At 62.1% G+C, this 23,495-nt stretch carries 27 protein-coding genes; 20 read left to right on the top strand and 7 right to left on the bottom strand.

What is annotated here, in order from left to right; genetic code table 11:
• Positions 1-60 precede the first annotated feature (60 nt).
• From SKP52_RS25110 to SKP52_RS01360, 6 genes are all read right to left on the bottom strand, one after another.
• Positions 61-1,809, bottom strand: a complete 1,749-nt coding sequence (locus SKP52_RS25110) for an asparagine synthase-related protein (protein ID WP_148308979.1) — start codon at positions 1,807-1,809, stop codon at positions 61-63.
• The gene (locus SKP52_RS01375; protein ID WP_148308978.1) at positions 1,806-2,480 is read right to left on the bottom strand and encodes a lasso peptide biosynthesis B2 protein; all 675 of its coding nucleotides are present in this window, start codon (positions 2,478-2,480) and stop codon (positions 1,806-1,808) included. The genes SKP52_RS25110 and SKP52_RS01375 overlap by 4 nt, the downstream gene beginning before the upstream one ends.
• A 56-nt stretch (positions 2,481-2,536) precedes the next feature.
• Complete coding sequence (locus SKP52_RS25870) at positions 2,537-2,677, bottom strand: benenodin family lasso peptide (RefSeq protein ID WP_148308977.1); 141 nt, start codon at positions 2,675-2,677, stop codon at positions 2,537-2,539.
• Between the two features lie 181 nt (positions 2,678-2,858).
• Positions 2,859-3,491, bottom strand: coding sequence for a GntR family transcriptional regulator (locus SKP52_RS24400; protein ID WP_081997150.1), 633 nt, complete (start codon positions 3,489-3,491; stop codon positions 2,859-2,861).
• Positions 3,488-3,907, bottom strand: a complete 420-nt coding sequence (locus SKP52_RS01365; RefSeq protein WP_228383778.1) for a helix-turn-helix domain-containing protein — start codon at positions 3,905-3,907, stop codon at positions 3,488-3,490. Before SKP52_RS01365 ends, SKP52_RS24400 begins: the two co-directional genes overlap by 4 nt.
• Positions 3,908-4,019: 112 nt before the next feature.
• Entirely contained in the window at positions 4,020-4,382 is a 363-nt protein-coding gene (locus SKP52_RS01360; RefSeq protein ID WP_148308976.1) for a hypothetical protein, read from the bottom strand.
• 430 nt (positions 4,383-4,812) lie between these two features.
• Between SKP52_RS01360 and SKP52_RS01355 the strand changes: the two genes are divergently transcribed.
• The 17 genes from SKP52_RS01355 to SKP52_RS01275 all read left to right on the top strand — a co-directional run bounded on the left by SKP52_RS01355 (position 4,813) and on the right by SKP52_RS01275 (position 19,550).
• Entirely contained in the window at positions 4,813-5,112 is a 300-nt protein-coding gene (locus SKP52_RS01355; RefSeq protein ID WP_148308975.1) for a hypothetical protein, read from the top strand.
• The gene (locus SKP52_RS01350) at positions 5,096-5,860 is read left to right on the top strand and encodes a DsbC family protein (RefSeq protein WP_039570843.1); all 765 of its coding nucleotides are present in this window, start codon (positions 5,096-5,098) and stop codon (positions 5,858-5,860) included. Before SKP52_RS01355 ends, SKP52_RS01350 begins: the two co-directional genes overlap by 17 nt.
• Positions 5,861-6,040: 180 nt before the next feature.
• Positions 6,041-6,358, top strand: coding sequence for a hypothetical protein (locus tag SKP52_RS01345; RefSeq protein ID WP_018250898.1), 318 nt, complete (start codon positions 6,041-6,043; stop codon positions 6,356-6,358).
• Positions 6,359-6,466: 108 nt separating this feature from the next.
• A complete protein-coding gene (locus SKP52_RS01340) occupies positions 6,467-6,733 on the top strand; it encodes a type IV conjugative transfer system protein TraL (RefSeq protein ID WP_039570833.1) in 267 nt (88 codons plus the stop codon).
• A 41-nt stretch (positions 6,734-6,774) separates the two neighbouring features.
• Positions 6,775-7,374, top strand: coding sequence for a TraE/TraK family type IV conjugative transfer system protein (locus SKP52_RS01335; RefSeq protein ID WP_407695099.1), 600 nt, complete (start codon positions 6,775-6,777; stop codon positions 7,372-7,374).
• Complete coding sequence (locus SKP52_RS01330; protein WP_081997149.1) at positions 7,358-8,167, top strand: type-F conjugative transfer system secretin TraK; 810 nt, start codon at positions 7,358-7,360, stop codon at positions 8,165-8,167. The genes SKP52_RS01335 and SKP52_RS01330 overlap by 17 nt, the downstream gene beginning before the upstream one ends.
• A complete protein-coding gene (locus SKP52_RS01325; RefSeq protein ID WP_039570823.1) occupies positions 8,164-9,468 on the top strand; it encodes a TraB/VirB10 family protein in 1,305 nt (434 codons plus the stop codon). The genes SKP52_RS01330 and SKP52_RS01325 overlap by 4 nt, the downstream gene beginning before the upstream one ends.
• Before the next feature lie 32 nt (positions 9,469-9,500).
• Positions 9,501-10,139 (top strand): TraV family lipoprotein, encoded by a 639-nt coding sequence (locus tag SKP52_RS01320; protein ID WP_039570820.1) that lies wholly within the window; start codon positions 9,501-9,503, stop codon positions 10,137-10,139.
• On the top strand, positions 10,136-12,634 hold the full coding sequence (locus SKP52_RS01315) for a TraC family protein (protein ID WP_039570817.1): 2,499 nt from the start codon (positions 10,136-10,138) through the stop codon (positions 12,632-12,634). The genes SKP52_RS01320 and SKP52_RS01315 overlap by 4 nt, the downstream gene beginning before the upstream one ends.
• Before the next feature lie 5 nt (positions 12,635-12,639).
• Positions 12,640-12,966 carry a hypothetical protein gene (locus tag SKP52_RS01310; protein WP_039570813.1) on the top strand — a complete coding sequence of 109 codons (327 nt, stop codon included), beginning with the start codon at positions 12,640-12,642 and terminating at the stop codon, positions 12,964-12,966.
• Complete coding sequence (locus SKP52_RS01305; protein ID WP_039570811.1) at positions 12,963-13,196, top strand: hypothetical protein; 234 nt, start codon at positions 12,963-12,965, stop codon at positions 13,194-13,196. The genes SKP52_RS01310 and SKP52_RS01305 overlap by 4 nt, the downstream gene beginning before the upstream one ends.
• Positions 13,186-13,878, top strand: a complete 693-nt coding sequence (locus SKP52_RS01300) for a conjugal transfer protein TraW (protein ID WP_039570809.1) — start codon at positions 13,186-13,188, stop codon at positions 13,876-13,878. The genes SKP52_RS01305 and SKP52_RS01300 overlap by 11 nt, the downstream gene beginning before the upstream one ends.
• A 47-nt stretch (positions 13,879-13,925) precedes the next feature.
• The gene (locus SKP52_RS01295) at positions 13,926-14,891 is read left to right on the top strand and encodes a TraU family protein (RefSeq protein ID WP_407695098.1); all 966 of its coding nucleotides are present in this window, start codon (positions 13,926-13,928) and stop codon (positions 14,889-14,891) included.
• A gap of 251 nt (positions 14,892-15,142) precedes the next feature.
• Positions 15,143-16,999: a hypothetical protein gene (locus SKP52_RS01290; protein WP_039570806.1), complete on the top strand. Its 1,857-nt coding sequence runs from the start codon at positions 15,143-15,145 to the stop codon at positions 16,997-16,999.
• Positions 16,996-18,120 carry a conjugal transfer protein TraN gene (gene traN, locus SKP52_RS01285; protein WP_052207707.1) on the top strand — a complete coding sequence of 375 codons (1,125 nt, stop codon included), beginning with the start codon at positions 16,996-16,998 and terminating at the stop codon, positions 18,118-18,120. The genes SKP52_RS01290 and traN overlap by 4 nt, the downstream gene beginning before the upstream one ends.
• A 115-nt stretch (positions 18,121-18,235) precedes the next feature.
• On the top strand, positions 18,236-18,973 hold the full coding sequence (locus SKP52_RS01280) for a type-F conjugative transfer system pilin assembly protein TrbC (RefSeq protein WP_228383777.1): 738 nt from the start codon (positions 18,236-18,238) through the stop codon (positions 18,971-18,973).
• Positions 18,945-19,550: a S26 family signal peptidase gene (locus SKP52_RS01275; RefSeq protein ID WP_039570799.1), complete on the top strand. Its 606-nt coding sequence runs from the start codon at positions 18,945-18,947 to the stop codon at positions 19,548-19,550. Before SKP52_RS01280 ends, SKP52_RS01275 begins: the two co-directional genes overlap by 29 nt.
• 80 nt (positions 19,551-19,630) lie before the next feature.
• Here the strand turns inward: SKP52_RS01275 and SKP52_RS01270 are convergent, their stop codons facing one another.
• Positions 19,631-20,146 carry a GNAT family N-acetyltransferase gene (locus tag SKP52_RS01270; RefSeq protein WP_039570796.1) on the bottom strand — a complete coding sequence of 172 codons (516 nt, stop codon included), beginning with the start codon at positions 20,144-20,146 and terminating at the stop codon, positions 19,631-19,633.
• Positions 20,147-20,512: 366 nt separating this feature from the next.
• Here SKP52_RS01270 and SKP52_RS01260 point away from each other — a divergent pair, with 366 nt between their 5' ends.
• From SKP52_RS01260 to SKP52_RS01250, 3 genes are read left to right on the top strand one after another with little or no spacing between them, the layout of a single operon-like run.
• Complete coding sequence (locus tag SKP52_RS01260) at positions 20,513-21,430, top strand: conjugal transfer protein TraF (protein WP_052207706.1); 918 nt, start codon at positions 20,513-20,515, stop codon at positions 21,428-21,430.
• Entirely contained in the window at positions 21,430-22,005 is a 576-nt protein-coding gene (locus tag SKP52_RS01255) for a hypothetical protein (protein ID WP_039570791.1), read from the top strand. Before SKP52_RS01260 ends, SKP52_RS01255 begins: the two co-directional genes overlap by 1 nt.
• 53 nt (positions 22,006-22,058) lie before the next feature.
• Positions 22,059-23,483 carry a conjugal transfer protein TraH gene (locus tag SKP52_RS01250; RefSeq protein WP_039570788.1) on the top strand — a complete coding sequence of 475 codons (1,425 nt, stop codon included), beginning with the start codon at positions 22,059-22,061 and terminating at the stop codon, positions 23,481-23,483.
• Positions 23,484-23,495 lie beyond the last annotated feature (12 nt).

The raw sequence follows: 23,495 nt of genomic DNA, 5'->3' as shown, positions 1-23,495 counted from the left end.
TGCCATAGGCAAGTTTTTACTTTATAGATTTGCGGTTTCTAACTACACTTACTATCGTGCTTATCTTGGTCGCCAGTGTCCAACCCATGCTTCAGCATCGACCAACATTAACAAGCGCGCAACATCCATTGCGCTCGTACGGCCATCTAAGGAAAATGCTGCATGCACTGAGTTCCTATCGATAATTCCTTCATGCGCTAGGCGACCATCTAGTAATCTCTCCATAATACCCCTTCGAAAGCGATGGAATACCTGAAAGCTAAACCCCTGTGGACCGCCCTTGCTTCTGCGGTTTACTACGACATCTGGGAGCGAGGAACGGAATGCTCTTCTCGCTACAGCCCTATCAACACCTTGATCGCATTGGTGCCAAGAAGGTATCCGCAGGCAGGCCTCCAACAACGGTTGTGAAGCCAAAGGATGGAAGACTGATATCCCTTCTCGTTCACGATAGGCATCTAGCGAATGGTGCATGCGAATTAGCATGGCGATTTGAGCGGCTTTTGCCGGCAGGCTAAATCCTTCCGGCTGCTCCAACCATGGGTGATAAACCGGCCCTGAAGTCAAAGCCCGGACCACGGAATCTGATAGGAAGCGTGGTTCGATTTTCCAAGCATAGCCACGCGCGGCTCTGCGCCACGCCTGCAGCCCGTGCCATATGACATTAGCACTATTCGATCCCGTCAACTTCGAGATGTCGCGCGTGGTTCTGAGCAGGCCCAGCGATAAACCATTTGCGGAGAAAAGATCAGCCAGGGGCCTAGCGGAGCGGCTCATATAGAATACGTTATCGCCACCGTTCCCTGTGAATATCGAGTCGGCATTGATTTGCTTTGCCACCCGCACTAAGGCCGCATCGTAAGCCCTCGCCTCTGGACGGCCAAATGGCCTGGGTAAGTGGCTTACCGACGACCGGTCGAGGTCCACATCCTCCAAGCCATAGCTCTCTTCAAACAGAGGTTGACCGATATGCGAGCTTAGGGCTCGAGAGTATACGCGTTCGTCTCCCAACGGATCATCGGTCTTTAGCGTCACACATGCAAAGTCTCTAGCTGAAGCCCTGAGACAGGCTGCGACGATCGACGAATCAAGACCACCAGAGACGCCCAAAAGAACATGCCGGCCTAATTTGCCCCAACCGCCTACACAGCATTGCGTCACGCGGTGCAAGACCTCAGCTCCGTCTTCAAGGCTTCGATGTGTCGGATCGCAAGCGAAGGTCCATGGATTCCATGGCATTTCACTTGCTATCTCCGCTTTCCGAATCTGTAGGCTCATTCCTGGCAAAAGCTGGCGGACAGTAGCAAGCGCCGTAGACTCTTCGGAGAGATCGCCAAGAGCTAGCGCCCTAGCCAGTTGGGGCCAATCGATATCGTGAGTCTTTCCGGTCGCTATACTGAAAAACGAAGGATTGGAGGCCAACAGCAGTTGTTCGCCAGACGCAACATAGTAGCAAGGAAGGGTGCCAGATGGATCCCTGAGGACAATCAGTCGATCTTGCTTTCGGATGACGGCGATGTAAGCACCCCAGAAGCGATCGACCAAATGCTGTCCGTTTGTTGCCGTGATCGCTTCGACGTCTTTGAGTTCGAGCGCATAGACGGGCTCTGCTGGACCGTGACGATGGAACAATGTGCCAATGACAAAGCCAGCGTCGCCTAGGAGCACAAGTGATTTCCCATGACCGCTGAGCGCCAATAAAGAGTGAGCTGCGATGTCCGTCCATTCCAAGGCAGCTGGCAGACGCCCGTTGATTGGGGTAACAGGTTGCGCCTCACGGCCTAGTATAGAGAAAAAGTCGACTGTCACGTGATTACCAGGATCGGGGTGTAGTTGGTGATTTGCTCAATGGTGTCGTTCAGGACGACGCCTTCGCGCTGCACCCACGCATGCGCTGAGAATGGATCTGATCGGACCCCAATGATGAATTCCGCTGCAACGCCGCTTCTGCGGAGGACGTTGAACATTGCCAGCGATCGAACAAGGCAACGATCCGCCCGTCCTAGGATCAAGGCGGTGCTATCAAAGGCGGACGCCCATTGGTGCACCTTGGACGTAGCGATTTCTCCATCCTTGGTACAGTTGCGTCGAGTGTTCCGGTAGCGCGCGACCACCGACGCCAATGGAGTGAATTTCAGCATCGCGGATGTGAGCAGTTCCCAGTATAGCGCGACCAGAAACTGCCGGATACGAAAAGGCTGCCTCTTGCCGAACGAGATATCGCCGGTCGGAATCTCGGTTGCAGGTCTATAGGAGTCCTGGAAGTCCGAGGAACCGGCTAAGAGATATCCCGCATTCACTAGCGGTGCGAGAGCATCCTTATCTCCGTCAAAAGCGTTCCCGTTTCCCGCCACAAGGCGCCTGAAGGCTTGGGTGCTACACCGAGGGAGCGCGAGATACCGATCTTTGAAAAGATCGAGAAAGATAACCTCTTGTCCTGCAACGCAATGATAAAGGTCTTTTCGCATTTGATATTGCATCTGGCTCCCCTCACTTTGGTTATGGCGCGCGCCAGTTACGACGCGCGCCACAGCCTTCAGTCGTCCTCGAGGCCGATGCCGGTGGGCTGCCGCTGAAGGAAGCTGTCATCGCCGCTGTTCGCGCCGCCCTTCGTTTCGGCGACCACCGAACCAAGGTCGATCAGCTTGTCGATGTTACGATCGTCATTCCGTTCCATGACACACTCCTCAGAAACTGCCGCAAGAGTGCGGCGATCCAAAAGTAATGGAGTTCGACACTGGCGGGCGGGGATATATCGGGACAGATTGGCGTGATATTCCGCACCATCGGCAATGGGACCGTTCGGCACGGATTTCGTGGACGGTTCCTGAGTGGATGTCTCTGAAAATTATATGTTTTTATAGATGCTCTGATGATTTGATAAGTTTTTGCTGATGCGCGATTTTCCGCATGTGATATGCTTCAATCCGTCGACGCGTAGCTTTTGGTAAGTTCGCAGCGTCGACGCCGGCGATCGTAACGAGCTCCTTTTCAGCGAGTTCGGGATCTATTGCATCGGCGATTCGGCTGTAGTGAAGCCTTTCGTTGACACGTCGAACTTCTATCAACGCTTGACGGTTTCCGGTGGCTGCGGCCAACGAACTGAAAATATCCGAAGCGAGGTTAGCGACAGAAACTGGTGAGGGTATGGATGATAAAGCCAAACTTTGCTGGAGCGCCTCTCGCATGGCTGTCTCTCTCAGTCTGGTTAGCGTTGCCGCCATCAACTGCATATGCCAGGCGAGGAGTTCGACGAGTTCGGCCGGTTCCCTGACCGGCACGAGGAATCCGCCGTCCGAATGATGCGCGAGAAGCCCCTCCCCCACCAGTATAAACGCCGCTTCCCGCACAGGCGTCTTGCTCGACCGATGACGGGTGGCGAGATCCTGGATATCGATCTTCTTGCCCGGCACGAAATGACCCGCAAGGTAATCCTCCTTGAGTCCTTCGTACACGCGCTCGTGGAGCGGAGGATCCATCGCCGACATCATAGGCCAGTAACCCCTGGAACAGCCACGGCCGACCAGGCTGGCGTCAGAGCCTGTGTCAGATGGTCGAGGTTTCGCTGAGCGATGAGTTCGATGCACATCCGCTCAAGGTCGCTAAGATCACCTGTTGCCAACTGGCGAGGAAAGGACATTTTCTGGCCCGCAAATAGCAGCGGTATCAGGATATGTCCGGTCGACAGACCAAGCCGGTAGGCACAGATGAGGTGATCGTCTAGCCGTGAGCGGGGATTGCCGCCTTCGATCTCGCGAAGCCAGCGTACGCCCATACCAAGCTCTCGCGCCAAATCGCGTTGCGTCAGGCGCCTCTTCTTCCGTGCCTCTTCAATTTGTCGCCCGGACTGTACTTTGACGTACAGGATTGGACTTTCGGCAACGGAAATCGCTAAACATTGCGACATGTCCGCGTCTCCTTACAGGGAGATACCGCCCGCCAAGGCAATTCCGTAAGTCGAACGCTAAGGTGTACTTACCACCATCGTCAAGATACAACCTCGGCCAAGTTGTCGCGATTTACCCTGTAAGATCATTAACCCCGCCAGAGGCCGGCGATCGCGCTCCCGATTGCAAAGCGCGGTCAAAGGCGCTCATCAAATCTGATTTTCCCGCTTTTGGCACCTGGATTAGCGCCAATAGATAAATGGTGCCAAGATTGGGCTGGCGTCCGTCGGGCGACGTCTCCTGGACCCGCTCGGTGATGCTGGTTGCGATATCCCAGAGCCGGTTGGACGCCCCGACATGATGCTCCTCGGCGCCACCCAGGCAGTCGAGCTGGTGCACTTTCAACTGCTCGATGATCTCGTCGGTCGATAATGTGCTGAGATGTTCGACCGCTATATGGAGGGTCGTGCCCCAGGCGATCAGCGAACGCGTCACGCGAATCAGATGGCAATGCGAGTCGATGAGAACGTCGAGCCCTGCCGGCGAAAGCCGGAGCTTGAAGCTGCGTCTAGCTCGAGCCATCGCTCCCTCTCCTGCCTGAACTACTAACTTTTGACCCGCCGGAGTGCCCGAGCGGGTGATTTTCCACGACCAACGGAGGCAAGAGCGGCATTATAGTGCCGATTTCGCCCAAAACTGTTCTTTTCAACGCTCGACGAGATCATTTGGCTACTTCCGTCCTGTAGATGCTTTGTTTCACCGGTTCGGCACTTCAGTGCCCTCCCCGTTGCAGCGGGCGTTCCTGATCGTCATGCCTCGGGGCGTACCGGATCGGCGGCCACCTTGGACCTATGTCCAGGCCTTCGGCCCGGCCCATCCAACCCCAAACCCGAGCGCCTTGCGGCGCCATGAGGAGACGTGTGCCATGGACATTCCATGCTCGTTGCCGATGCTTGCCGGAGTGCTACCGCTCTGTGCAGCCGTCGTGCCGGCCAGCGCTCAGACCTATCGTCCCGACGCTGAAGCTTATCCCTGCGCTCGCCACGCCCGGTCCGTCATCGTCCAGAGCGATCTTGGCTTTTCGATCCGCGAAAAGGCTGCGCTCTCCAACGCACCTGTCACTGCCACTGCAATCAAGATCGGCACCTCGCTCGCTCTCGACAGCCGACTTTTCGCGCGCACCTCCCTCGTTCGTCCGGAGTCTATCCATGTCCCGCAGCGCTAAGCTGATCGCAGCAGTGCTGTTCTGCGCCACAGCGCCGGCCTACGCCCAGGACAGCGGCGCCGAACCGCTCACCGCCGCGGCGGAGGAGGCTCAGCGCCAGTTGCACCAGACCTTCACGAACCTGACGTTCGAGAACTTCGGTCGGGCGCCTGTCAAAGGGCCAATATATCAGGCAATCGCCGGCGGACGAGTCATCTATTACGCCCCCGAAAGCCAGCACCTCCTCTTTGCGGCCATCTACGACAAGAATGGTGTCAATCTGACGGCACTTGCCCAGGACGCCAGCGTGAGGAAGCGCCTGGGCGCCATCGATCCCGCCGACGCACTGGTGATCGGACCAGTTGGGGCGCCGAAGGTGATCGAGTTCACCGATCCCGACTGCCCCTATTGCCAGGCGCTCGAACGCTTCTGGCTGGCAAAAGAGGCCGAGAGCAAACCGGTTCAACGCCTCGTCTATTTCGTGAGCGGTATCCATCCGCAGGCGGCCGCCAAGGCCGAGCATATTCTTTGCTCCCCTGACCCTCAGGCCACGTTCAAGGCCGTCTATGCCGGCGCGCAGCCTACGGCGCTGCTCAAGTGCCGGGCGGGCGCGGAGAAGGTCGCCCGCGACGCGGAGACGGTCCGCAAGATGGGCGTATCGGGGACCCCGACGCTCTTCGTCGATGGAAAGCTCGTGTCCGGCTTCCAGCAGGCAGAACTCGAGGCCTTCCTCGAGACCCAGAACCGCAAGTCCCAGCCCAGCCCCTGACGGCTAGCCGAGACCACTTTGGCGGATCCCGTGTGTGCGCGCGCCGCGCTGCCGGGGACCGGAATGCCGACGGGAGCGCGCCTCAGGGGCCGTCCAGCGCAGCCGTCGGCCGGAAACGATCATTCGTCGGTGCCGGCAAGCATGATCGGGACGGCTCCTGACACGACAAGGAGACTGCATATGTTGACTTTGCTTCGGGGAAGGACGTTCCGCACGATCGACGCGGCGGTCCTTTTCCTCCTGGCCGCGATCGCCGGAACGAGCGTCGCCTACGCCTTCCAGGCGCCGGCTGCTGGCGACCTTGGTTACGACATCTACGACATCGTCGTGAACCAGGGCGTCAAGGGTCCGCTCGGCTTTGTGGGCGGCGTTGCCGCCTTCCTGTTCGGCGTCTCGCGGCTCTTCTCCAACATCATGATCGGCATCCCGACGATCGTGGCGGCGGTCTGCCTCATCAAGGCGGATTCGATCCTCCAGACCTTCGGCATGCTGATCTGAAAGTCTGGCCAGGCGCCGGATAGACCGGCGCCGGGCCACCGGAACGGGAGGCGGTGGTCGCCTTCCGCAACCCACGTCCAGCGGCGTGGTGAAGCAAAGGAGAAGAGCGTGGACGAACGTCTGCCACAATTCCTGCATCGGCCGGTCCAGATCCTCTGGTTCGACAGTCAGGAATTCATCGTCGTGATGAGCGTGACCTTTGTCGCGGTCATCGTCGGCGGGATCATCGGCTGGCTGCTCATCGGCGCTCTTCTTCTTTTCATTCCCTGGAAGCGGACCAAGCCACGCGGGTTCATCCCCCACCTGGCCTGGCGCTGGGGGCTCGCCCGCTTCCGCAACTATCCGGGTCCGACCCAGACCCGCTTCTTCGAGTAGGCGAGATGGCTCATCCCTTCAGGCGCAAGCGCCAACCCGACATGATCGGCGATACGCGGCCGAGCTGGCACCTGCACCGCTATCTGCAGGGCTCGGCCAACCTTTTCGAGGAGAACCGGCTGCTGAAGGTCGCGATCGCGGGCCTGTTCGGGATCACTGCCGTGCTCGGTACCGTCATCTATACCTCGCACCAGAACACGCGCACCGTAATCGTGCCATTCGGCGCGGACGGCGACCTCTATGTGACAGGCAACAAGCCTTCCGAGGCCTATCTGCGCTCGATCACCTTCAACATCGTGGGTCTCGCCGGCACCTATTCCGCTTATTCGGCGGATCGTCAGTTTCAGGAGCTGCTCCGGATCGCGCATCCCAGCGCCTATAACGGCCTGCGCGACAGCCTGAACCGGCTGCTTGATGAGCTCGGCAACAATCCGACGCTGTCGATCGCGACCTATATCCGTGGCGACCAGCCCGTCATCTGGACGGGCAGCGAGATCCTTGTGCCGGTCGAGAAGGTCAGGGTGATCGGCGGCGTGATCCGCAAGTTCCGCGGCAATCTGCGCATCCGATACGCGCTCGAAAACGGCCGCTTCTGGCTGACAGCGCTCCAGGAGGAGAATTTCAGTGCCGATATCCGTTAAGCGCGCGAGGCTCGCGTGCCTCGCCGGGGCGCCCGCCTTTCTAGCAGTGGCCGCGTCCCTCACCGCTGCCGCGCCCGCCCTCGCCCAGTCGATCGCAGCGCTGCCTGACCAGACGAGCCGAATCCGCCTTTCCAACCATGACGTTAATCATGTCGTGTGCGTGGGCGGCGACATCGACGACGTCAAATTCTCGGCCGAGAAGGGCCTCGCCGTGGAGCGCGGCGGTTCGGACGCGTGGATCAAGTTCCTCGTCCTCGAGACCGAGGACCCAAATATTCCTGGAAGTGGCGCCAAGACGCACAGCTATGTGACGACGCCATCGGAATTCTTCGTCTCGTGCAACGGCGCGATCTATCCGCTCTATGCCGAGCCCGCCGACATACCGGCCCAGACCGTCACGCTCGTCCCTGGCGGCGCCCAGCGCGCCCGGGCCAATGACGCGCTGCTTGGACCACTTGTCGAGGAAGAGCGTGCGGTCGGTATCGTGCTCGCGATCCTGCAAGACAGGGTGCCGGCCTCCTTCTCCGAGGTCGCACCCTCGCGCGACCGGTTGATGCTTGCGGACCTGCCTACAGCGACGCTTACCGAACGGCGGCGACTCGAAGTGGAGGGGGCTGGTCTGTCGGTCAGCGAATATCTGGTCCGTGCCAGCGCCGCCACCGCGCTCGATGAGCGCTATTTCCTCGATACCGCGCTTGGCGCCGACATCTTTGCCATCACGATCGACCGGCTGACCCTGGGTCCCAACGAGACCGCGCGGCTGATCATCGTCCGCCGGAGTGTCCAGCAATGACGACGCCTGACGATAGCCGACCGGCGACGCCGCCAACGGCCCCGAGCCACCCCGTCGACGATAGCGACGAGAGCGTTATCGCGCGACCGGCCCTGTTGGATCTACCCGCGCAATGGTCGAAGCTGACCTCCGACCAAAAGCTGCGCGCCAAGCAATTCGGCGTCGTCTCCACGATCGCACTGCTCGGCCTCGGCCTCTACACCGCGAGTACCAGCGGCAACAAGGAAGCGCCTAAGGCGCCCCAAGCCTCGAACCTCGACATGGGCGCTGGCCTTCGCGGCGACAGCCTCGAAGTGAAGCTCCGCGGGGATCTCCAGAAGATTCTCGATGGACAGACCCTGCTCGGCGACCGGGTCACCGCGATCGAGGAAGGCAAAGTGGTTCCCGGCGCAGGTGGCGGCTCTCATATGGCCGCTGCCGGAGATGGTGGCGATCTGCCCCCGGCCATACCCGGCGAGGCTCCAGCCTATCCGCCCGCGCCACCCGAGGCCAAGGGCGCGGCCGACGAAATCCCTGCTCCGCCTGCTGCTCCCGCTGCACCGCCGGCGCCTCCAGCTCCGCCTACGCAGCGGCAGGTCGGCGCGATCGGCGCGGCGACAGCCACGCAAGCCTCGGAAGGAGGTGCTGGCAGCGGCGCCGCCTCAAAAAAAGGGAAGCGGACGATCTATTTGCCACCTGGTTTCATGACGGCGCGGCTGCTGACCGGCATCGACGCCCTGGCGAGCCGGGACGCGACCAGTAACCCCGAGCCGATTATCGCCAGGGTTCAGGCACCCGCCGTCCTCCCCAATGAGGTCAAGGCCAATCTTGCTGGCTGCTTCGTCATCGGCAACGCAACGGGGAGCCTCGCGAAGGAGCGGGTCGAGATCCAGCTTGTTTCAATCTCCTGCGTGGACTTCGACAGTCATGCGGTGGTCGACCAGGCGATCAAAGGCTTCTTCGTCGACGCCGACGGCAAGAAGGGCCTGTCCGGCAAGGTCGTGACCCGCGCCGGCGCCACGCTCGCCCGCTCCTTCATCGCGGGCACGATCGCCGGCATCTCGCAAAGTGTGGAAGGATCGTTCGGTAGCCTGTCGACATCGGCGCTAGGCAGTGTGCGGAGCCTGGATGCAGGCGATGCGGTCAAGTCCGGTGTCGCGGGCGGCCTCTCCAAGTCCTCCGACAAGCTTACGGACTTCTATCTCGATCTCGCTCGCCAGGCTGGCCCGGTGGTGGAGGTCGGCGCGGCCAAGGATGTCGTGGTCGTCATCCAGGAGGGGCTCGCCCTCGAGATCAAACCGTCGGTCGGGAGCAAATTCTGATGTGCTTGCCCAATTCTTCAGGAGGTCCCGCCATGTCCAAGCCGGCCTATCAGGCTCTTCATCGTTCACTGCTTTCGCTCTGCCTGGTCGCAAGTCTCGGGGGCTGCGCGACCGTCGGATCGATAATGTCGCCCTATTCGGAGAAGTTCGACTGCAAGAATAGCGACCATGGGCAGTGCATCCATCCAGACCGCGCCTATGAGGATGCCGTCGCGGGTGTCACATCGAAATCGGACCCCAAGGTCACCAACGACCGCGCCATGCTGCGTGGCCAGGACCTGGGCAAAGCAAACGGCAGACCGGGCAGCAACGCCGCAGTCAATGCCTATGGCAGCTATCGCGACAGCGTCTACCAGGAGCTCAAGGGTTTGATCGAAGCGCCGGTCACGCCGATGCTGAAACCCGCGCGCACCGTTCGAACGCTCATCCTCCCCTATGCCGACCGCCAGCGTCCAGACCGGCTCTATATGCCGCGCTATGTCTATTCGGTGATCGACAAGCCGGTCTGGGTGGTGGGCGGCGCGCTCGTCGCCTCTCCCGATCGCGCGTCACAGGCGCCAATCCTTGGTCAGGTGCGCGATGGTGCCGCGCCCGATGGCGAGACGGCGCAGGAGGCCACCGTTCCTGCCGCACCCGCGATCGTCCCGCCCGCCCCGGAGCGCCGGCCATGAGCGGCCTTTCTTATGCACGGCTGCGGAGCGCCGTCCGACGGGATAGTTTTTCTGACTATCTCCCTCTGGTCGCCTGGGACGAAGATAGCGAAGCGTTCCTGTGCATCGACGATACCTGGGGCCATGCCTGGGAACTGGTACCGACCGCCTATATGTTCACGCATGTCCAGGGCGCGTTGCAGGGGCTGCTCAACATCCATTTCCCGGACGGGACGGTCCTGCAGATCCACACCTTCGCGGATCCGCTGATCGATGACGCGCTCGATGCCTTCCTCGATTTGAAGACCCGTGATGATCCACTAATCCAGGCATCGGCGCGCTACACTCATGCGTATCTCAGCGAAGGACGACATGGGCTCAAGGCGCTCCACGGAATCCCGGTGCGCAACTTCCGTACGCTCTTGTCGATCAAGACGCGCCGGCCGCTTGGTGAGGATCTTAGGCGGCAGGTCGAGGAGCAACTGGCAAAGCTCGGCATTCGTCGGCTTCCGCCAGAGGAACTGGTTGCCTTCTACAGGCGCATCTTCAACGGCGTCACGGATAGGGCTCCCGGGGTCTTCTCTGATGGTACTACGACGGGCGCGCCGCCGATCGGCAAGCAGATCATTGATGCGGGGCCGGATCTCGTGTTCGACGGTGCGGAGGTGTTCCTCGGCAACCAGGTCGCGCGCTGCCTGACGCCGAAAGCGCCGGCGCGGCGCATCACGGCTGAGCGGGCAAACCGCCTCATGGGCGGGATGCGCGGCGCGTCCGAGGACAGCGACCAGATCGGCGGGCCGTTTCTTTATACGCTCAACATCTTGTTCGATCATTCGCAATTCGAGATCCACAAGCGCGCTCAGATCCTCTCGGCGCAGAAGGCGGCCGGCAGCTTCGCGGTCGAGGTCGGCAAGCAGATTGAGGAGATCGGCTGGATCCTGGACGAAGCGGGCAACAGCAAGTTCGTCCGCGTGATCCCGACGATCTGGGTGTTCGGCCGCGACCGCGCACATGCCCGTGATCTCGCCGCGCGCGCCAAGCGGCTATGGGAAGGAGAGCCCCTGCCCTTCTCGATGCAGGAAGAGAGCTATCTCAATCCTACGCTGTTGGTGATGAGCCTGCCCTTCGGGCTTTACCCCGACCGCACGACGCTGCGCCTCCTCGAACGGGACTTCCGCATGCCGGTGAAGGCGGCCGTTCTGATGGCGCCAATCCAGACCGACTTTCGCGGCGGCGGGCGCCCTGCACTGCTCTATACCGGACGCAAGGGCCAACTCGTCACGCTCGATCTGTTCGATCCGCGCATCAACAATTACAATTTCATCGTCTCTGCCGAGAGCGGTGCCGGCAAGAGCTTCCTGCTCAACAATCTGTGCCAGCAATATTTCGCCTGCGGCGCGCTCATCCGCATCATCGATATCGGCGGCAGCTACCGCAAGCTCTGCACGCTCTGCTCGGGCCGCTATATCGATATCGGCGAGGAGCATCTTGTCCTCAATCCCTTTGACATGGGCCTAGCCCTCGACGGCGATGACAAGCAGTCAGCCATCACCATGGCTGTGGCGATCGTCGCCGAGATGGCCAATGCCTCCACCCGCAAGGGCGTTACCACCTCGGAGTGGAATCTCCTCAAGTCCGCTGTTCAGTGGACGATCGATACGGGCCGCGCCGATCATGGCATCGATGCCGTGCGCGATTGGCTCGGCACCTATCCCGAGCTCGTCGAGACCGCGCTCGATCATGTGGACCATCTCGTACCCGTTGCGCGCGAGCTAGCCTTCAACCTACGCGATTTCGGGTCGGGCGGCGCCTATGGCCATTATTTCAACGGCCCCTCAACGCTGGACATCCGCCACGATGAATTTGTGGTGCTCGAACTCGAACGCCTCAAATCCATGCCCGATTTGTTCAACGTCATCGTCATGGTGGTGGTCAATGCCGTCACCCAGGAACTGTACCTCTCGGCGCGCGACAAGCCCCGTTTCGTGCTGTGCGACGAGGCCGCGCAGTTCATGACGCGCACGGACGGTCAGGATCTCTCGCGCCTCGCCGAGGCCTTCGGCCAGGGCTATCGCCGGGCCCGCAAATATCGCGGATCGTTCGGCATCGTATTGCAGTCGATGAACGACCTGACCCTTTTCGGTGGCACGGGCCAGGTGATCCTGGAGAATGCCGCAACGCGGTTCCTGCTTCAGGGTTCGACCTATGACCGGGCGGTCGACAACAAGATCCTCGATTATTCGGGTTTCGTTCTCGACTTGCTGAAATCGGTCCGGAACTCCAAGCCGAACTACAGCGAGGTGTTCATCGACTCCCCGCTTGGGCTCGGCATCGCGCGGCTCGTGGTCGATCCATTCAGCTATTGGATCAATACCTCCGCACCCGACGAAGTTGCTGCCTTCGAGGCGCTGATGCGTCAGGGCCTTTCGCCGCTAGAAGCCATATGCCGTCTCGCCGGCGTCGAGCCCTCGCAGATCCTGGGCACGCCTGCCGCGCCTCGCCTGGTGGGAGTGTGATCGGCATGGCGCGCGTTACACCGCATCCTGACCAGTTGCCGCTCAACTGGTCCGACAATGAAGCAATCGAATTAATCGTGGAGCGACGGCTCGCCGAGCGGTTCGAGGCGGAATCCTTCCATTGGCGTTTCCGGCTCGTCATGATCGAGACCGTGATGATGGGCCTGCTGGTGCTCGTCGCGGGGCTCCTGCTCAAGCAGCCGACCATGATGGTGCTGCGCGCCTCGTTACTCGTAGCGGCATCGTGCCTTGCGACTGGCCTGCTGCTGCTGAGCCTCTCGGCGGGCACCGCGAAGCTGATGAGCCGCCTGCGCCGGTGGAGGGGCAAATGAACGGCCTCACCTCTTCCACGCCCTCGCCGTCGGTGATCCGGCTCATGGTCAGCGGTTTTCTGCTGATGATGGTCCAAAGCGCACTCTTGCTGATGTCTCCGGCGCTCGACCGGAACTCCGGCATGCTGATCTGGGTCCTGACACCTCTGGCGTTCTCGGCCTTCGTCGCCGCGCTCATCGGCATTCCGGAGCCGCCCGAACAGCATTGGAGGCACCGTCATGGCAGATAGGCTGCTCGGTCGTGTTCGCCGCGGCCCGATACTTCTGGTGCTCGCCACGGGCAATTTGCTGGCTGTCGCAGCTGCATTCGGCGCAGCCGGACCGATCAACAGCACCGCCCCGTCGCGTAGCACGATCGGGCGGACGTGGCCGATCGCAGAACCTGATGCGCTAGCCGAGATCGAAGCCAAGGTCGCGACGCTTCCCAGCGACATGAGCAAGGCGTTCGGCTCGCGCGACAGGTGGACCGCGCTCAAGGCCGCGCCACTCGGGATTGCCGGCGCCGACCGGGTTCGCAGTGTCGTACCCTTCTATACACTCGATTTCGACATCACCTTGCCCGATGGCAAGACGCTCTATCCCAAGGGCTTCACCTTCAACCCGCTGACCTATGTGAAGCTGCCCCAGCGCCTGATCGTCGTGCATCCGCGCGATATCGGCTGGGCGCTTCGTAACGCCCGCGCCAGCGATTTCATTCTACTCTCGGCGCTAGGCACGCAGAATGGCGATGCGATCGACCTCAGCGAAAAGACAGGGCGGCCGATCTACATCCTGGAGGAGCGGGTCAAGCAGCGGCTCGGGCTGACGGTGGCACCGGTCATCGTCGAGCAATCCGGCACACGGCTCGTCCTCACTGAATATGGGTCAAAGAGTCGCGCCGCCGCTGTCCCGCCAAAAGGAGCGACGCGATGATCGGGCGCCTTCCTGTCTTCGTCACCGGCCTGATTATCGGGCTGATCATGACGCTCTCCTGGCCAAGCCAGGCCCATGCCTCCAAATGCGAGGCTGGCACGGTCTTCAATCCGATCACCAAGGTGCGCTGGACCTGCATCTTTCCGATCACGGTTGGGGGCATTCGCGTCGGCAGTTTCGACAAGCTCGACAAGGCGCTCGACGCGCAATCGGCCTCCAAGCCCTTGTGCGCCTGTCGCAAGGGCATCCAGTTCTGGTTCGGGGTCAAGGTTTCCTACTGGTCGCCGAACCGAATGGTGGATGTCGTGACCGAACCCGGCTGCATGATGGCCCTGGGTGCCGATCTGCTGCCGACAGGCGGCAAGCTGCAAGGCAGCCAATCGTCGATCTCGGACGGCACCAATACCCGCAAGATGTTCGCGCAGATGCACTATTATATCTCGCCGGTCTGGGCGATGCTCGACATGTTCACCGACCTGCCCTGCCTCGAGAATGACGGCTTCGACGTCGCCCTGATCACCGAGGTCCTGCCGACCTGGCAGTCCGGGACATTGGGCGCGATCATCCAGCCCGAGGGCATATTGTTCGGAAACCCCGCCGCCGGCCTTGCTTGCATGGGCGACAGCGCCGCGGCCGCTGCGGGCAAGGTCATCGATCCTCTCTTCTGGTGCATGGGGAGTTGGGGCGCGACCTATCCGATCGCCGGCGATATCCATTTCGACGACAGCGTCGAAGCCTGGGCCGGGCTTGCCGCACGCGGCGTATTCATGATGGGGCGCTTGGGCACTCTCACCATAAGCTCGGCCGACGGCTGTTCGTTCATACCCCAGCCCGTCTGGACGAAGTCCCGCTACAAGCTCCAGATCATGGAGCCGGTGAAGGGCGGCAAGTGCGTCAACATCGGCCGCCCGGGCGCGCTGTGGTCCTCGGCCAAGCATGCGCCGGGCAAGGACAACGCCCAGTTCATGCTCTTCGAAAAGGTGATCTGCTGCGCCGGGATACCGGTGCCATGAGCCGATCGCTTTCCCCTGTTCCCGCGCGCGACAGCCGTCCTTTCCGGAGGTCTGTTCGCCAAGGCCCCTACGGTCGAGGGCTGCCGCGCGGGACCGGAGCGGCGCCGTCAAGCCCCCCTGGCGGCGTCGCTCCACCCTTGGCCAGCGCGGCCGCAATGCTCCCCCGATGGGACCGGCGTCTCCTCTCCGCCTGTTCCATAATCGCGACCGCGCTGGCCATTTCCGTCTCTTCGTGCGCCTCGGCGCAGACGATGGAGGAGCGGGCTCGCGCCGCGGCCGAGGCGTCGCGCGCCAAGACCAGCGACAGCGACGCGCTCCAGCAGAACTATGTGACGCCGGGCCTTGCCGGGCAGCAGATCTCTACCGTCGACAACAGCCGCACTTTCGCGCCGAATATCGCCTGCCAGAAGACCGCAACGATGCTCGAGGTGTTGGTCCAGCCCTCAGGCACCGGGGATCTGGGCACGGTCACGATCGCGCGCGACACCGATCTCGATGGCACGGTCGACGCGACCTCGAACCTGCCTGTGCCGGTCTCCGGCATTTGCGCGAACGGCGTTGTGTCGTGCCAGCCCGGCAGCTGGAATGGCTGCAGCTTTTACCGCTGGGACGTTGATGCGGCCAAGGCGCTGAAGCTGACCTCGGTCGACATGCCCAAGCTCGCCGGCTGCTACTGCATCAACAATAGCTGCGGCACCAATCTTGCCTGGGGCAATATGGCCTCCGTACTGCGCGATCTGGGCGGCGGGATGATTGGCGCGCTGACGACCGCCGACCCGCGCTATGGTGTCGCGGAAGCCGTGATCGATGGACCCGCCATCCGCTATGTAGGCGCGCAATCGACCGCCTGCTCGTCCAATCCGGACCTGCCCCAGACGGCCTATCGATTCAATCCCGGGATCATTGCGTCGGACGCCTATGCCGCATCGAGCGGCAGCGCGGTGTTTCAGGCGCTCAAGGGCTCGGCGACCGGAACCGGCACATCACTGCAATATCGGCACTGCACGATCGAACGGCGAGTGACGGTACTCAAGCCCGGCGCGGAGGATATCATCAGCCGGACCTCGGGCGGCTATTCGACGATCCAGAACGGCTCGTCCTTCGATTTCCTGATGGGCTCGCCAGCCGACAACAGCCTTGCCGGCGGCAGTTGCACGCTCATCGACTTCCGTATGACGCTGCATGTGAGCGACCCGGACCGTATCATCGACGCACGCCTCACCCAGTTCTTCGCCGACGATTGGGCACAGGTAAGTATTGATGGCCAACTGGTCGGTTCGGGTCCTTCGCCCTGGACGACACTTGGACTTCCACCGAGCAAATGCGAACTCAAGAAGACCTTTTATGCCTATCCCAATCTCGACCTGAAGCCCTGGCTCACCGCCGGTGATCACGAGATCTGGCTGCGCGTCGCGGTGGCGTCAGGCGGCGAGGGTTTCGCGCAGGTGCATGTCGACGTCGACAACAGCTGCAAGACGCTGGAGCAGGTCGTCGACGGTTGCGGAGCGATCGCCGCCGATCCGCAATGCAAGCTTGACAGTGAGCTGGTCGATGGGGTTCAGACTTGGATAAATGGTGTCGCCACGGGTTTGAGGCCCCTGCCCCAGACCCGCATCCTGGGCGGCCCCGCCTGCCCGACCGACCTCACGCGCGACTTCTTCCTGAAGGACCGCACCTATCGCTGCAACGTCGACAACATCGCCAAGCCCGATACGAGCCGCGGCGCCTATATTATCGACCATTCGACCGAGACCCTGTTGGCCGACCGGACGCTTCAGAGCGACGGCAGCTACGCTACCTCGACGCGAGCGTTCAGCCTGCCCGACCGTGGCTCGGTGCCCGCGTGCGAACCCGTCTGCAAAACGCGCGCGCCCAAGGCAAATAATGAAGCGGCAATCGACGGCGTTGTCGGCACCAAACAGAATGTGCCGACCGGCTACGACACCTTCTTCCACGCCTGCACAACCGACAGCCAGTGCCCGGCAGGCCCCGGTGAGGAGATCGTGTCAGCTTGTGGCTGCCTCGACGATTTTCCCGAGGCTGTCGTGATGATGCAGACCGTCCGCCTCGCCGGCGCGGACCTCGTCTGCACGGGGGGCGTACAATGAACCGCTGCTCCACAAACAGACAACGGCGTTTTGATCCGCGCGGTGCCGCGCTTGCGCTGGTGCTCGGCCTGGGAGTTGCCCTCGCGTGCGCGAGTGCCGCCAATGCGCAGCAGATCTGCGCCGCCGATCTCAACAATAATGGCGATGCGGCCGACGAAGGGGAGCAGGCAAGCTGCCTCGCGACCAAGAGCGGAGCATGGCTCTGTCCGATCCAGGAGGTCGATTGCGTCGCCGACGCCATGGGCCAGTATAGCTGCCCGGTCGGTCCGCAATATGCCTGCCTCGTCAAGAGCACCGGTGGGGCTCCATCCTGTTCGCCCAATCAGTGCGCCGATCTTGCGACCAATCCAGTCGTCGAAGAACCGCCGATGGACGATCCGGGCACCGAGCCCAACGGCGGCATCGATGCCGACGGCAATTGCATGGGGACCATCGAGATATTCTCGGGCCGCGGCGTGCGCTGCCGGCCTGCCGGACTTTCGACCACCTTCGCCAATTGCTGCAAGGACAAGGGCAAGATCGTGAAGGACGGGATGGGATCGTCCATTTCGTCGATCGGCACCAAGATCGCGGTGGCCAAGGGCGTTTTCACCGGTATGAAGGCAGCCTATGTCGCGTTCAAAGCTGGCGCGACAGCGAGCCAGGCGGCGAGCGCCGGTGCCAATGCACTGATCGTCGGTCTCGATCCGACCTCGCTTGCGATCAGCCTCGCGATCAATTTCATGATCGATTTCCTGTTTTCCGGCTGTGACCAGCAGGACATGGAAACCGCGATGCTCCGCTCGTCGGGCATGTGCCACGAGATCGGCAGCTATTGCACGTCGAGCTTCCTCGGCATCTGCCTCCAGAAAGCGCGGGGGCATTGCTGTTTCAACACAAAGCTCGGCCGCATCATTCAGGAACAGGGTCGTCCCCAGCTCAAGGCATTCAACGGCAATCTCTGGGGGACGGCAAAGAAGCCGATGTGCCGCGGCTTCACACCGGAGGAGTTCCAGGCGCTCGACTTCAGCAAGATCGACCTCTCCGAATATTATGCGGACATCGAGGCACGCGCCCAATCCGACATCCAGATAGACATGGGGGAGCGCGTCAATGCGTATCTCAAAGCGGTCAATCCATAAACTCGCCCTCCTTGCGCTGATAGGTGCTGCAACCGCCGCGCTCGGACAGGATGCCATCCGTGGCGCCGATCAAGGCGATGCCAGGCAAGCCGCCGCCAATCAGGGCCAGGCCAGCATGGACCGGCTCGAAAACGCAGTCGCACGCGGGAAGCAAGCTGCGGGGCGGCTGCCCGATCCGAGGCTTCCGCGTACCGATAACCCTGCCGACCGCAAGCGTGCCTTCGAAGGCCTTAGGGGCCGCGCGGCTATGCCAGAAATGGATGCGCGCGCCCGCGCTGCGCAGGCGCGCGGAGAAGCAAGCCTTGCAGCCGAGCGGGAGCGACAAGCCAAGGCATTGCGTCAGGCTTTGGGGCTGGAACCTGCCGAAGAACAAGCGCTCGCCAAGGCTGCCCCTGCGGCGACCGCCAAGGGTTGGGTACCGGTTCTGTTCGTCTCCTCCTCGATGCCAATCTCGACGCTGCGCAATTATGCGGTCCAGCTCGAGCGGGTGCACGGGGTGATGGCGTTTCGCGGCGTGCCGGGCGGTCTTCGGAAGATGGGCCCGATGGCGAAGCTGACGGCCCAGATCCTGCGGCTCGATCCGGGCTGTGAGGGACCGAACTGCGTCATGCGCAATGTTCAGCTCATCATCGACCCTATCGTGTTCCGGCAGCACGGGATCGTCCAGGTCCCCGCGCTCGCGATGGTGCCAGGCGATCCGACCCAGGCTTATTGCGAACGCGACGATGACAGCCCTCGGGCAGCCCATATCGTGTTCGGCGACAGCGCGCTCTCCGGAATGCTCGACGAATATGCCCGCCTGGGCGGGAAGGAGGAGGTAAGCCATGCTCAGGCTCTTCTGGCTAATCGTTAGGTGGATCGCTGGTCTCTGGCCACGCTTGCGCAGCCTGCCGCGCAAGGCAGCGGTGACGCTCGGCGCTCCCGGCCCCGATCAGCCCGCGCGGCCGGAACGACTCTGGCACGCCATGCTGGTAGTTCTGCCCCTTGCGCTGTTCGCCGCAGTCCTGATGCCGCAAGTCACCTTGGTCATGTCCCCGTCGATCGAGGCCTATGCCGTGCGCAAGAGCCCCGGGCCGATCATCCGTGGTGATTATGTGATGTTCACGCTGCATCACGCGATTGCGGGTCCAAAGCCGGTATCGGTCACCAAGCATGCGCTCTGCCTGCCCGGCGACCGGCTTACAATGTTCGAGACGCCCTCCCCACTCAAGCCGAGCAGCTGGGACGGTCACTATTACTGCAATGGCCAGCTTCTGGGTGTGAGCCTTCCACTGGCCCATAACGGGATGGAACTCAGCCATATGAAATGGAGCGGCATCATCCCCGCCGGGATGGCCTATGTCGGATCGACGCATCCCAGGGGGTTCGACAGTCGCTATTTCGGGCTGTTGCCGATCACGAGTCTCATTCGCATGGAGCGCATCCTGTGAGCGGTCGCGATCAGAATAGGCTCACCGAGCAGCGCCCGGAGTGCCAGACCACGCTACGCAGCACGCAGTGTCTTATGTGGTTAGCCTTGCACGGCCCGAACCGCTTCGATGGGCATGAGCAGAACGCGCTCTCCCAGCGGCGAGACGATGAAACCATGCCGCGCGTAGAAGCCGACGGCTTCGTCGTCGATCGCGTGCACGATGACCGCGCGAACCCCGGCGATCTCCGAGGCGGCAGCACAGCGGCGCAGGGCATCGGCAAGCAGATCGGCGCCAAGGCCAAGCCCCTGAAAGCTCGATGCAACGGCCAGCCTCGCGATCAAAAGCAGGGGCACCTTGTCGGGCATACCCTTGCGCAGTCTCGCAGTGGGCAAGGCCGCGCGCTCCTCCATCGCGGTGGTAATCGTATAATAGCCGACCACCTGACGGGGCCGCTCGGCATCGCAGACCACATAGGTGCGTGCCGAAGCGCCTTCGCTGGCAAGGGCGCGCTCGGCGAGCCAGCTGTTGAGCGAGGCATGGCGCCCATTATCGAACGCGGCGACCTCGTGATCGACGTTGAGGCGTTCGGGCGGCGTAACACGGCGCGTGGACATGGAATCGCGCGATGCGTCCGATCATCGATTCCAGAGTGGTTCGCGTTTCATCAGCTTTTCAAGGGCTGGCGACGGCGCGGGCGGCGCATCGAGAAGGCCCAGGAACTGCTCATGGCTTTCGGCATCCAGGAAAAAAGTGCGCTGATCGAGGATCGCGGCTTCGGCTTCCCGCCTCGCGCTCGCGAGCATGAACTCGGACAGCTTCTGACCACGCAACGAAGCGGCGCGGCTGAGCATCGCCTTGAGCTCGGCCGCAGCCCTGATCTGGATGACATCGTCCTTACGCGTCGAGGCGCTTCGATCGGTATGTGCGTGCTGTGCCATGTCGCTAAACTCCTTGGCCGTATCTGGCGTTTTGCCACGACAATGTCAATACAAAGTGACAGCCCGCATCGTCGACTTTCCATCATCGGCCTCACCCTCGCGGCGCTCTTTGCGCTTCCGCCATCGGTCAGTGCGCAAGGCGCTTCGGCTACCGTCCCATCCAGGCAAGGTTATTGGTGGTATGAGGCGCCCAAGCCAAAGCCTGAGGACAGCGCCGAGCCGGACGCATTGGTCAAGCCCGTCATACCACCGATGGCGGAACTGGCGACCTGGACTCCGCCGAAGATCCGCAAGCTCATCGAGGAGCAGCGCGACTATGCCGCGACGGTGCTGACGGTCGACGCGGTCGCCGATTTCTGGCGGCTTCAGGATTTCGCACGGCGCAAGGCACGCGCGTTCGCGGGTGTGACGCAGATCGCAATGCTGCAATATCCCGAACTCAACTCGAAGTCGGCCAACCCGATGGTCGGTGATGCCCGGTCAGAGATGTCGGCGGAGAAGGACGCCATTCGCCGATCCTATCTGCGCGCCCATGCGAGCGAGTTCGCTCTCGTCATGTTCTCGCGTTCAACCTGCGGATATTGTCGGGTCCAGTGGCCGATCATCCAGCGATTCCAGGAGGAAATGGGCTGGCAGGTCACGCTCATGGATATCGACAAGCGGCCTGATGTCAGCGCGCGGTTCGGAGTCGAGGTCACGCCGACGACCATGATCATCCGGCGCGGCAGCCAGCAACGCATGATCATAGCCTCTGGCGTCGAGGCATATCCCAACCTCGCACAGATGGCCTATCAGGCGGTGCGCTTGCTGCGCGGCGATATCCGGCCCGAGCAGTTCATGACAGGACCGGGCGAAGATGCCGGCTTCTTCGATGCACTCGGCAACGGCCCGGTGTCCGCAACCGATCCCCGTGCTCTCGACGGCGATCTGGTAGACGCTTCCATTGGACGGAAGCCGTGATGCGTGCGCTCATCCTCCTCGGCATCCCGGGCCTGGTCATCGGCATGGGTTCGGCATCCGCGCAGACCGTCAGCCAAGCGGAGGCGATGCGGGCCGCGATCCACCCGGTCGGCGACGCGAAGGCGATGCAGGCCTGGCTCTCGCGGGTTCCGGTCACACGGGAGTTCCCCGATGATTTCACGACCACGTTGAGAGGGCATGGCGCCGCGTTCGTCATCGAAATGACGACAACAGCCGGCTGCGTGCCCTGCGGCGACCTTTGGACCAAGCTGACGGCGCTGGGCACGCGATATGGCTGGCACGTCCGCACGATCGGCGCCCAGGAGGCGATGATCCGGTCGGGACGTCTCGGCTTGCCCTGGGTCGGGCATCCCGTCGCCTGGGTTCGGCCGGTCTCGGACGATATTCGGGTCGTGCCGGTGGCGATCGGCACCGACCACGCGCCCAACCTGGCCCGCAATCTCTATCTGGCCGCGAAGATGCTGACGGGCGTGAGACCCGCGGTCGGCGTCCGCGCCATGTCCAAGTTCACCGGCATCGTGGGGCTGCCGGCGACCCGAACCGGAAGGCGCTGAGCGATGGCGGCCTCAGCCCTTCCTCCCTCACCTCAGATTGTCTGGAGTCCGCCATGTTTGCCAGGCCTCGTGCAGCCGTTCGCGCGCTGATCGCTCTCCTTGTCGCCACGGTTTTCTCCGCGGCGCCCGCCCATGCCCAGAGTTGGGCCGAGAGCTGGTTCGACAACGTCACCTATTCATCCCCCGGCAGCTTCGAGGATCAGACCCGCGGCTATGTGACCGCAGGCGGAATGTCGGGCCGGGTGGACGTCCATAATGACTATCTGATGTCGGTGAGCCTGCCCAAGGTCAGGGCGGGTTGCGGCGGCATCGACATGTTCCTCGGCGGCATGTCGTTCCTCGATCCCGATTATCTGGTCCAGAAGCTGGAGAGCATCCTTCAGGCGGCGCCGGCGGTCGCCTTCCAGTATCTGCTCGAGACGCTCGATGAGAAGATGGGGAACATCATCTCGAAAATGGAAGCGGCCACCAATTTCCTGAACTCGATTCAGGTCAATGACTGCCGTCTCGCCAATCGCATGGTCCAGATCGCCAAGGGCGACGACAATATGTCGGGGATCATCGAGGAGATGACCGGCTATCGTTCGGTCAAGCAAGGATTTGCGAAGAGCTACCAGCAAAGCCGCGAGAAGATCGAGGCGAACAACAACAACCCTACCGAAGACCTGAAGGACGCGCTCGCCAACTGCCCGGCAGAAGTGACCGACATCTTCCGCACCGGCTCGCTGCTTTCTCATGCGGCCTCGCGCGTCGGCGCAGCCGACTGGGCGAGCGTGATGCGCGCCCGGGTCGGCGATGTTTATATGCGCTGGGACGACGGCGACCGCGTGCCCTTGTTCACCGCCATTCCGCAATGCCCCGCACAGGACACGGAAAGCGCGCAGGATTTCCTGACAGGCCGCGTCCAGCGCCGTACGCTCAATTTCCCGCCGACCGGTGCCGACTGCGGGCAGGATGGATCGGGGCGCGGCGCGCTCGTTCTGGCCCGAGAGCGCATGCAGTCGATCGCGACCAAGATCCGCACCCGTGCGGCGCTCTCGGCCGAGGAGAAGCAGTTCGTCGCCAATGTCAGGACGCTTCCGGTCTATCGCATGCTGGAATGGGGCGTTCGTCAGGGCGTCGTCGACTCCGTCATTGCCGATACCGACGAACTGGTGGCCCTCACCCTCGCCTACCAGATGCTCAATGACCTGACCCGCACGATCGACTTCACCGTGATGAACGCCGAGCGCGGCGCGACCGTCGCGGGTTCGGCAGACGGGAACAACAAGAATGTCTGCCAGACGCGGATACTGTCCGAAGGCATCGAGCAGTTACGGGATCTCAGGGACGAGGTGCTGCGCCAGCGCGCGCAGATGCGCCAAAGTTACATGGCCGCTCTCAACCAGGCCAATCTATCCGCGAACTACGCCGGCCTCCTGCGGACACGCGACCGTGATGCTCGCGACGCCGCCGGCGCCGCTGCCCGCAACCAATAGGAACAAATTGTC

Source organism: Sphingopyxis fribergensis (assembly GCF_000803645.1).
In the GTDB taxonomy this organism is placed as follows: Bacteria; Pseudomonadota; Alphaproteobacteria; order Sphingomonadales; family Sphingomonadaceae; genus Sphingopyxis; species Sphingopyxis fribergensis.
This window is presented reverse-complemented; position numbering and strand designations above follow the sequence as displayed.

What these genes read in the sequence shown, in the direction of transcription:
- SKP52_RS01290 (WP_039570806.1), top strand. Translation starts at nt 15,143, where the DNA reads ATGGAGGAGCGGGCTCGCGCCGCGGCCGAGGCGTCGCGCGCCAAGACC.
- SKP52_RS01375 (WP_148308978.1), bottom strand. Translation starts at nt 2,480, where the DNA reads ATGCAATATCAAATGCGAAAAGACCTTTATCATTGCGTTGCAGGACAA.
- SKP52_RS01345 (WP_018250898.1), top strand. Translation starts at nt 6,041, where the DNA reads ATGTTGACTTTGCTTCGGGGAAGGACGTTCCGCACGATCGACGCGGCG.
- SKP52_RS24400 (WP_081997150.1), bottom strand. Translation starts at nt 3,491, where the DNA reads ATGATGTCGGCGATGGATCCTCCGCTCCACGAGCGCGTGTACGAAGGA.
- SKP52_RS01250 (WP_039570788.1), top strand. Translation starts at nt 22,059, where the DNA reads ATGTTTGCCAGGCCTCGTGCAGCCGTTCGCGCGCTGATCGCTCTCCTT.
- SKP52_RS25870 (WP_148308977.1), bottom strand. Translation starts at nt 2,677, where the DNA reads ATGGAACGGAATGACGATCGTAACATCGACAAGCTGATCGACCTTGGT.
- SKP52_RS01300 (WP_039570809.1), top strand. Translation starts at nt 13,186, where the DNA reads ATGGCAGATAGGCTGCTCGGTCGTGTTCGCCGCGGCCCGATACTTCTG.
- SKP52_RS01315 (WP_039570817.1), top strand. Translation starts at nt 10,136, where the DNA reads ATGAGCGGCCTTTCTTATGCACGGCTGCGGAGCGCCGTCCGACGGGAT.
- traN (WP_052207707.1), top strand. Translation starts at nt 16,996, where the DNA reads ATGAACCGCTGCTCCACAAACAGACAACGGCGTTTTGATCCGCGCGGT.
- SKP52_RS01325 (WP_039570823.1), top strand. Translation starts at nt 8,164, where the DNA reads ATGACGACGCCTGACGATAGCCGACCGGCGACGCCGCCAACGGCCCCG.
- SKP52_RS01295 (WP_407695098.1), top strand. Translation starts at nt 13,926, where the DNA reads ATGACGCTCTCCTGGCCAAGCCAGGCCCATGCCTCCAAATGCGAGGCT.
- SKP52_RS01320 (WP_039570820.1), top strand. Translation starts at nt 9,501, where the DNA reads ATGTCCAAGCCGGCCTATCAGGCTCTTCATCGTTCACTGCTTTCGCTC.
- SKP52_RS01305 (WP_039570811.1), top strand. Translation starts at nt 12,963, where the DNA reads ATGAACGGCCTCACCTCTTCCACGCCCTCGCCGTCGGTGATCCGGCTC.
- SKP52_RS01310 (WP_039570813.1), top strand. Translation starts at nt 12,640, where the DNA reads ATGGCGCGCGTTACACCGCATCCTGACCAGTTGCCGCTCAACTGGTCC.
- SKP52_RS01255 (WP_039570791.1), top strand. Translation starts at nt 21,430, where the DNA reads ATGCGTGCGCTCATCCTCCTCGGCATCCCGGGCCTGGTCATCGGCATG.
- SKP52_RS01365 (WP_228383778.1), bottom strand. Translation starts at nt 3,907, where the DNA reads ATGTCGCAATGTTTAGCGATTTCCGTTGCCGAAAGTCCAATCCTGTAC.
- SKP52_RS01270 (WP_039570796.1), bottom strand. Translation starts at nt 20,146, where the DNA reads ATGTCCACGCGCCGTGTTACGCCGCCCGAACGCCTCAACGTCGATCAC.
- SKP52_RS01275 (WP_039570799.1), top strand. Translation starts at nt 18,945, where the DNA reads ATGCTCAGGCTCTTCTGGCTAATCGTTAGGTGGATCGCTGGTCTCTGG.
- SKP52_RS01355 (WP_148308975.1), top strand. Translation starts at nt 4,813, where the DNA reads ATGGACATTCCATGCTCGTTGCCGATGCTTGCCGGAGTGCTACCGCTC.
- SKP52_RS01350 (WP_039570843.1), top strand. Translation starts at nt 5,096, where the DNA reads ATGTCCCGCAGCGCTAAGCTGATCGCAGCAGTGCTGTTCTGCGCCACA.
- SKP52_RS01280 (WP_228383777.1), top strand. Translation starts at nt 18,236, where the DNA reads ATGGACCGGCTCGAAAACGCAGTCGCACGCGGGAAGCAAGCTGCGGGG.
- SKP52_RS01260 (WP_052207706.1), top strand. Translation starts at nt 20,513, where the DNA reads ATGTCAATACAAAGTGACAGCCCGCATCGTCGACTTTCCATCATCGGC.
- SKP52_RS01335 (WP_407695099.1), top strand. Translation starts at nt 6,775, where the DNA reads ATGATCGGCGATACGCGGCCGAGCTGGCACCTGCACCGCTATCTGCAG.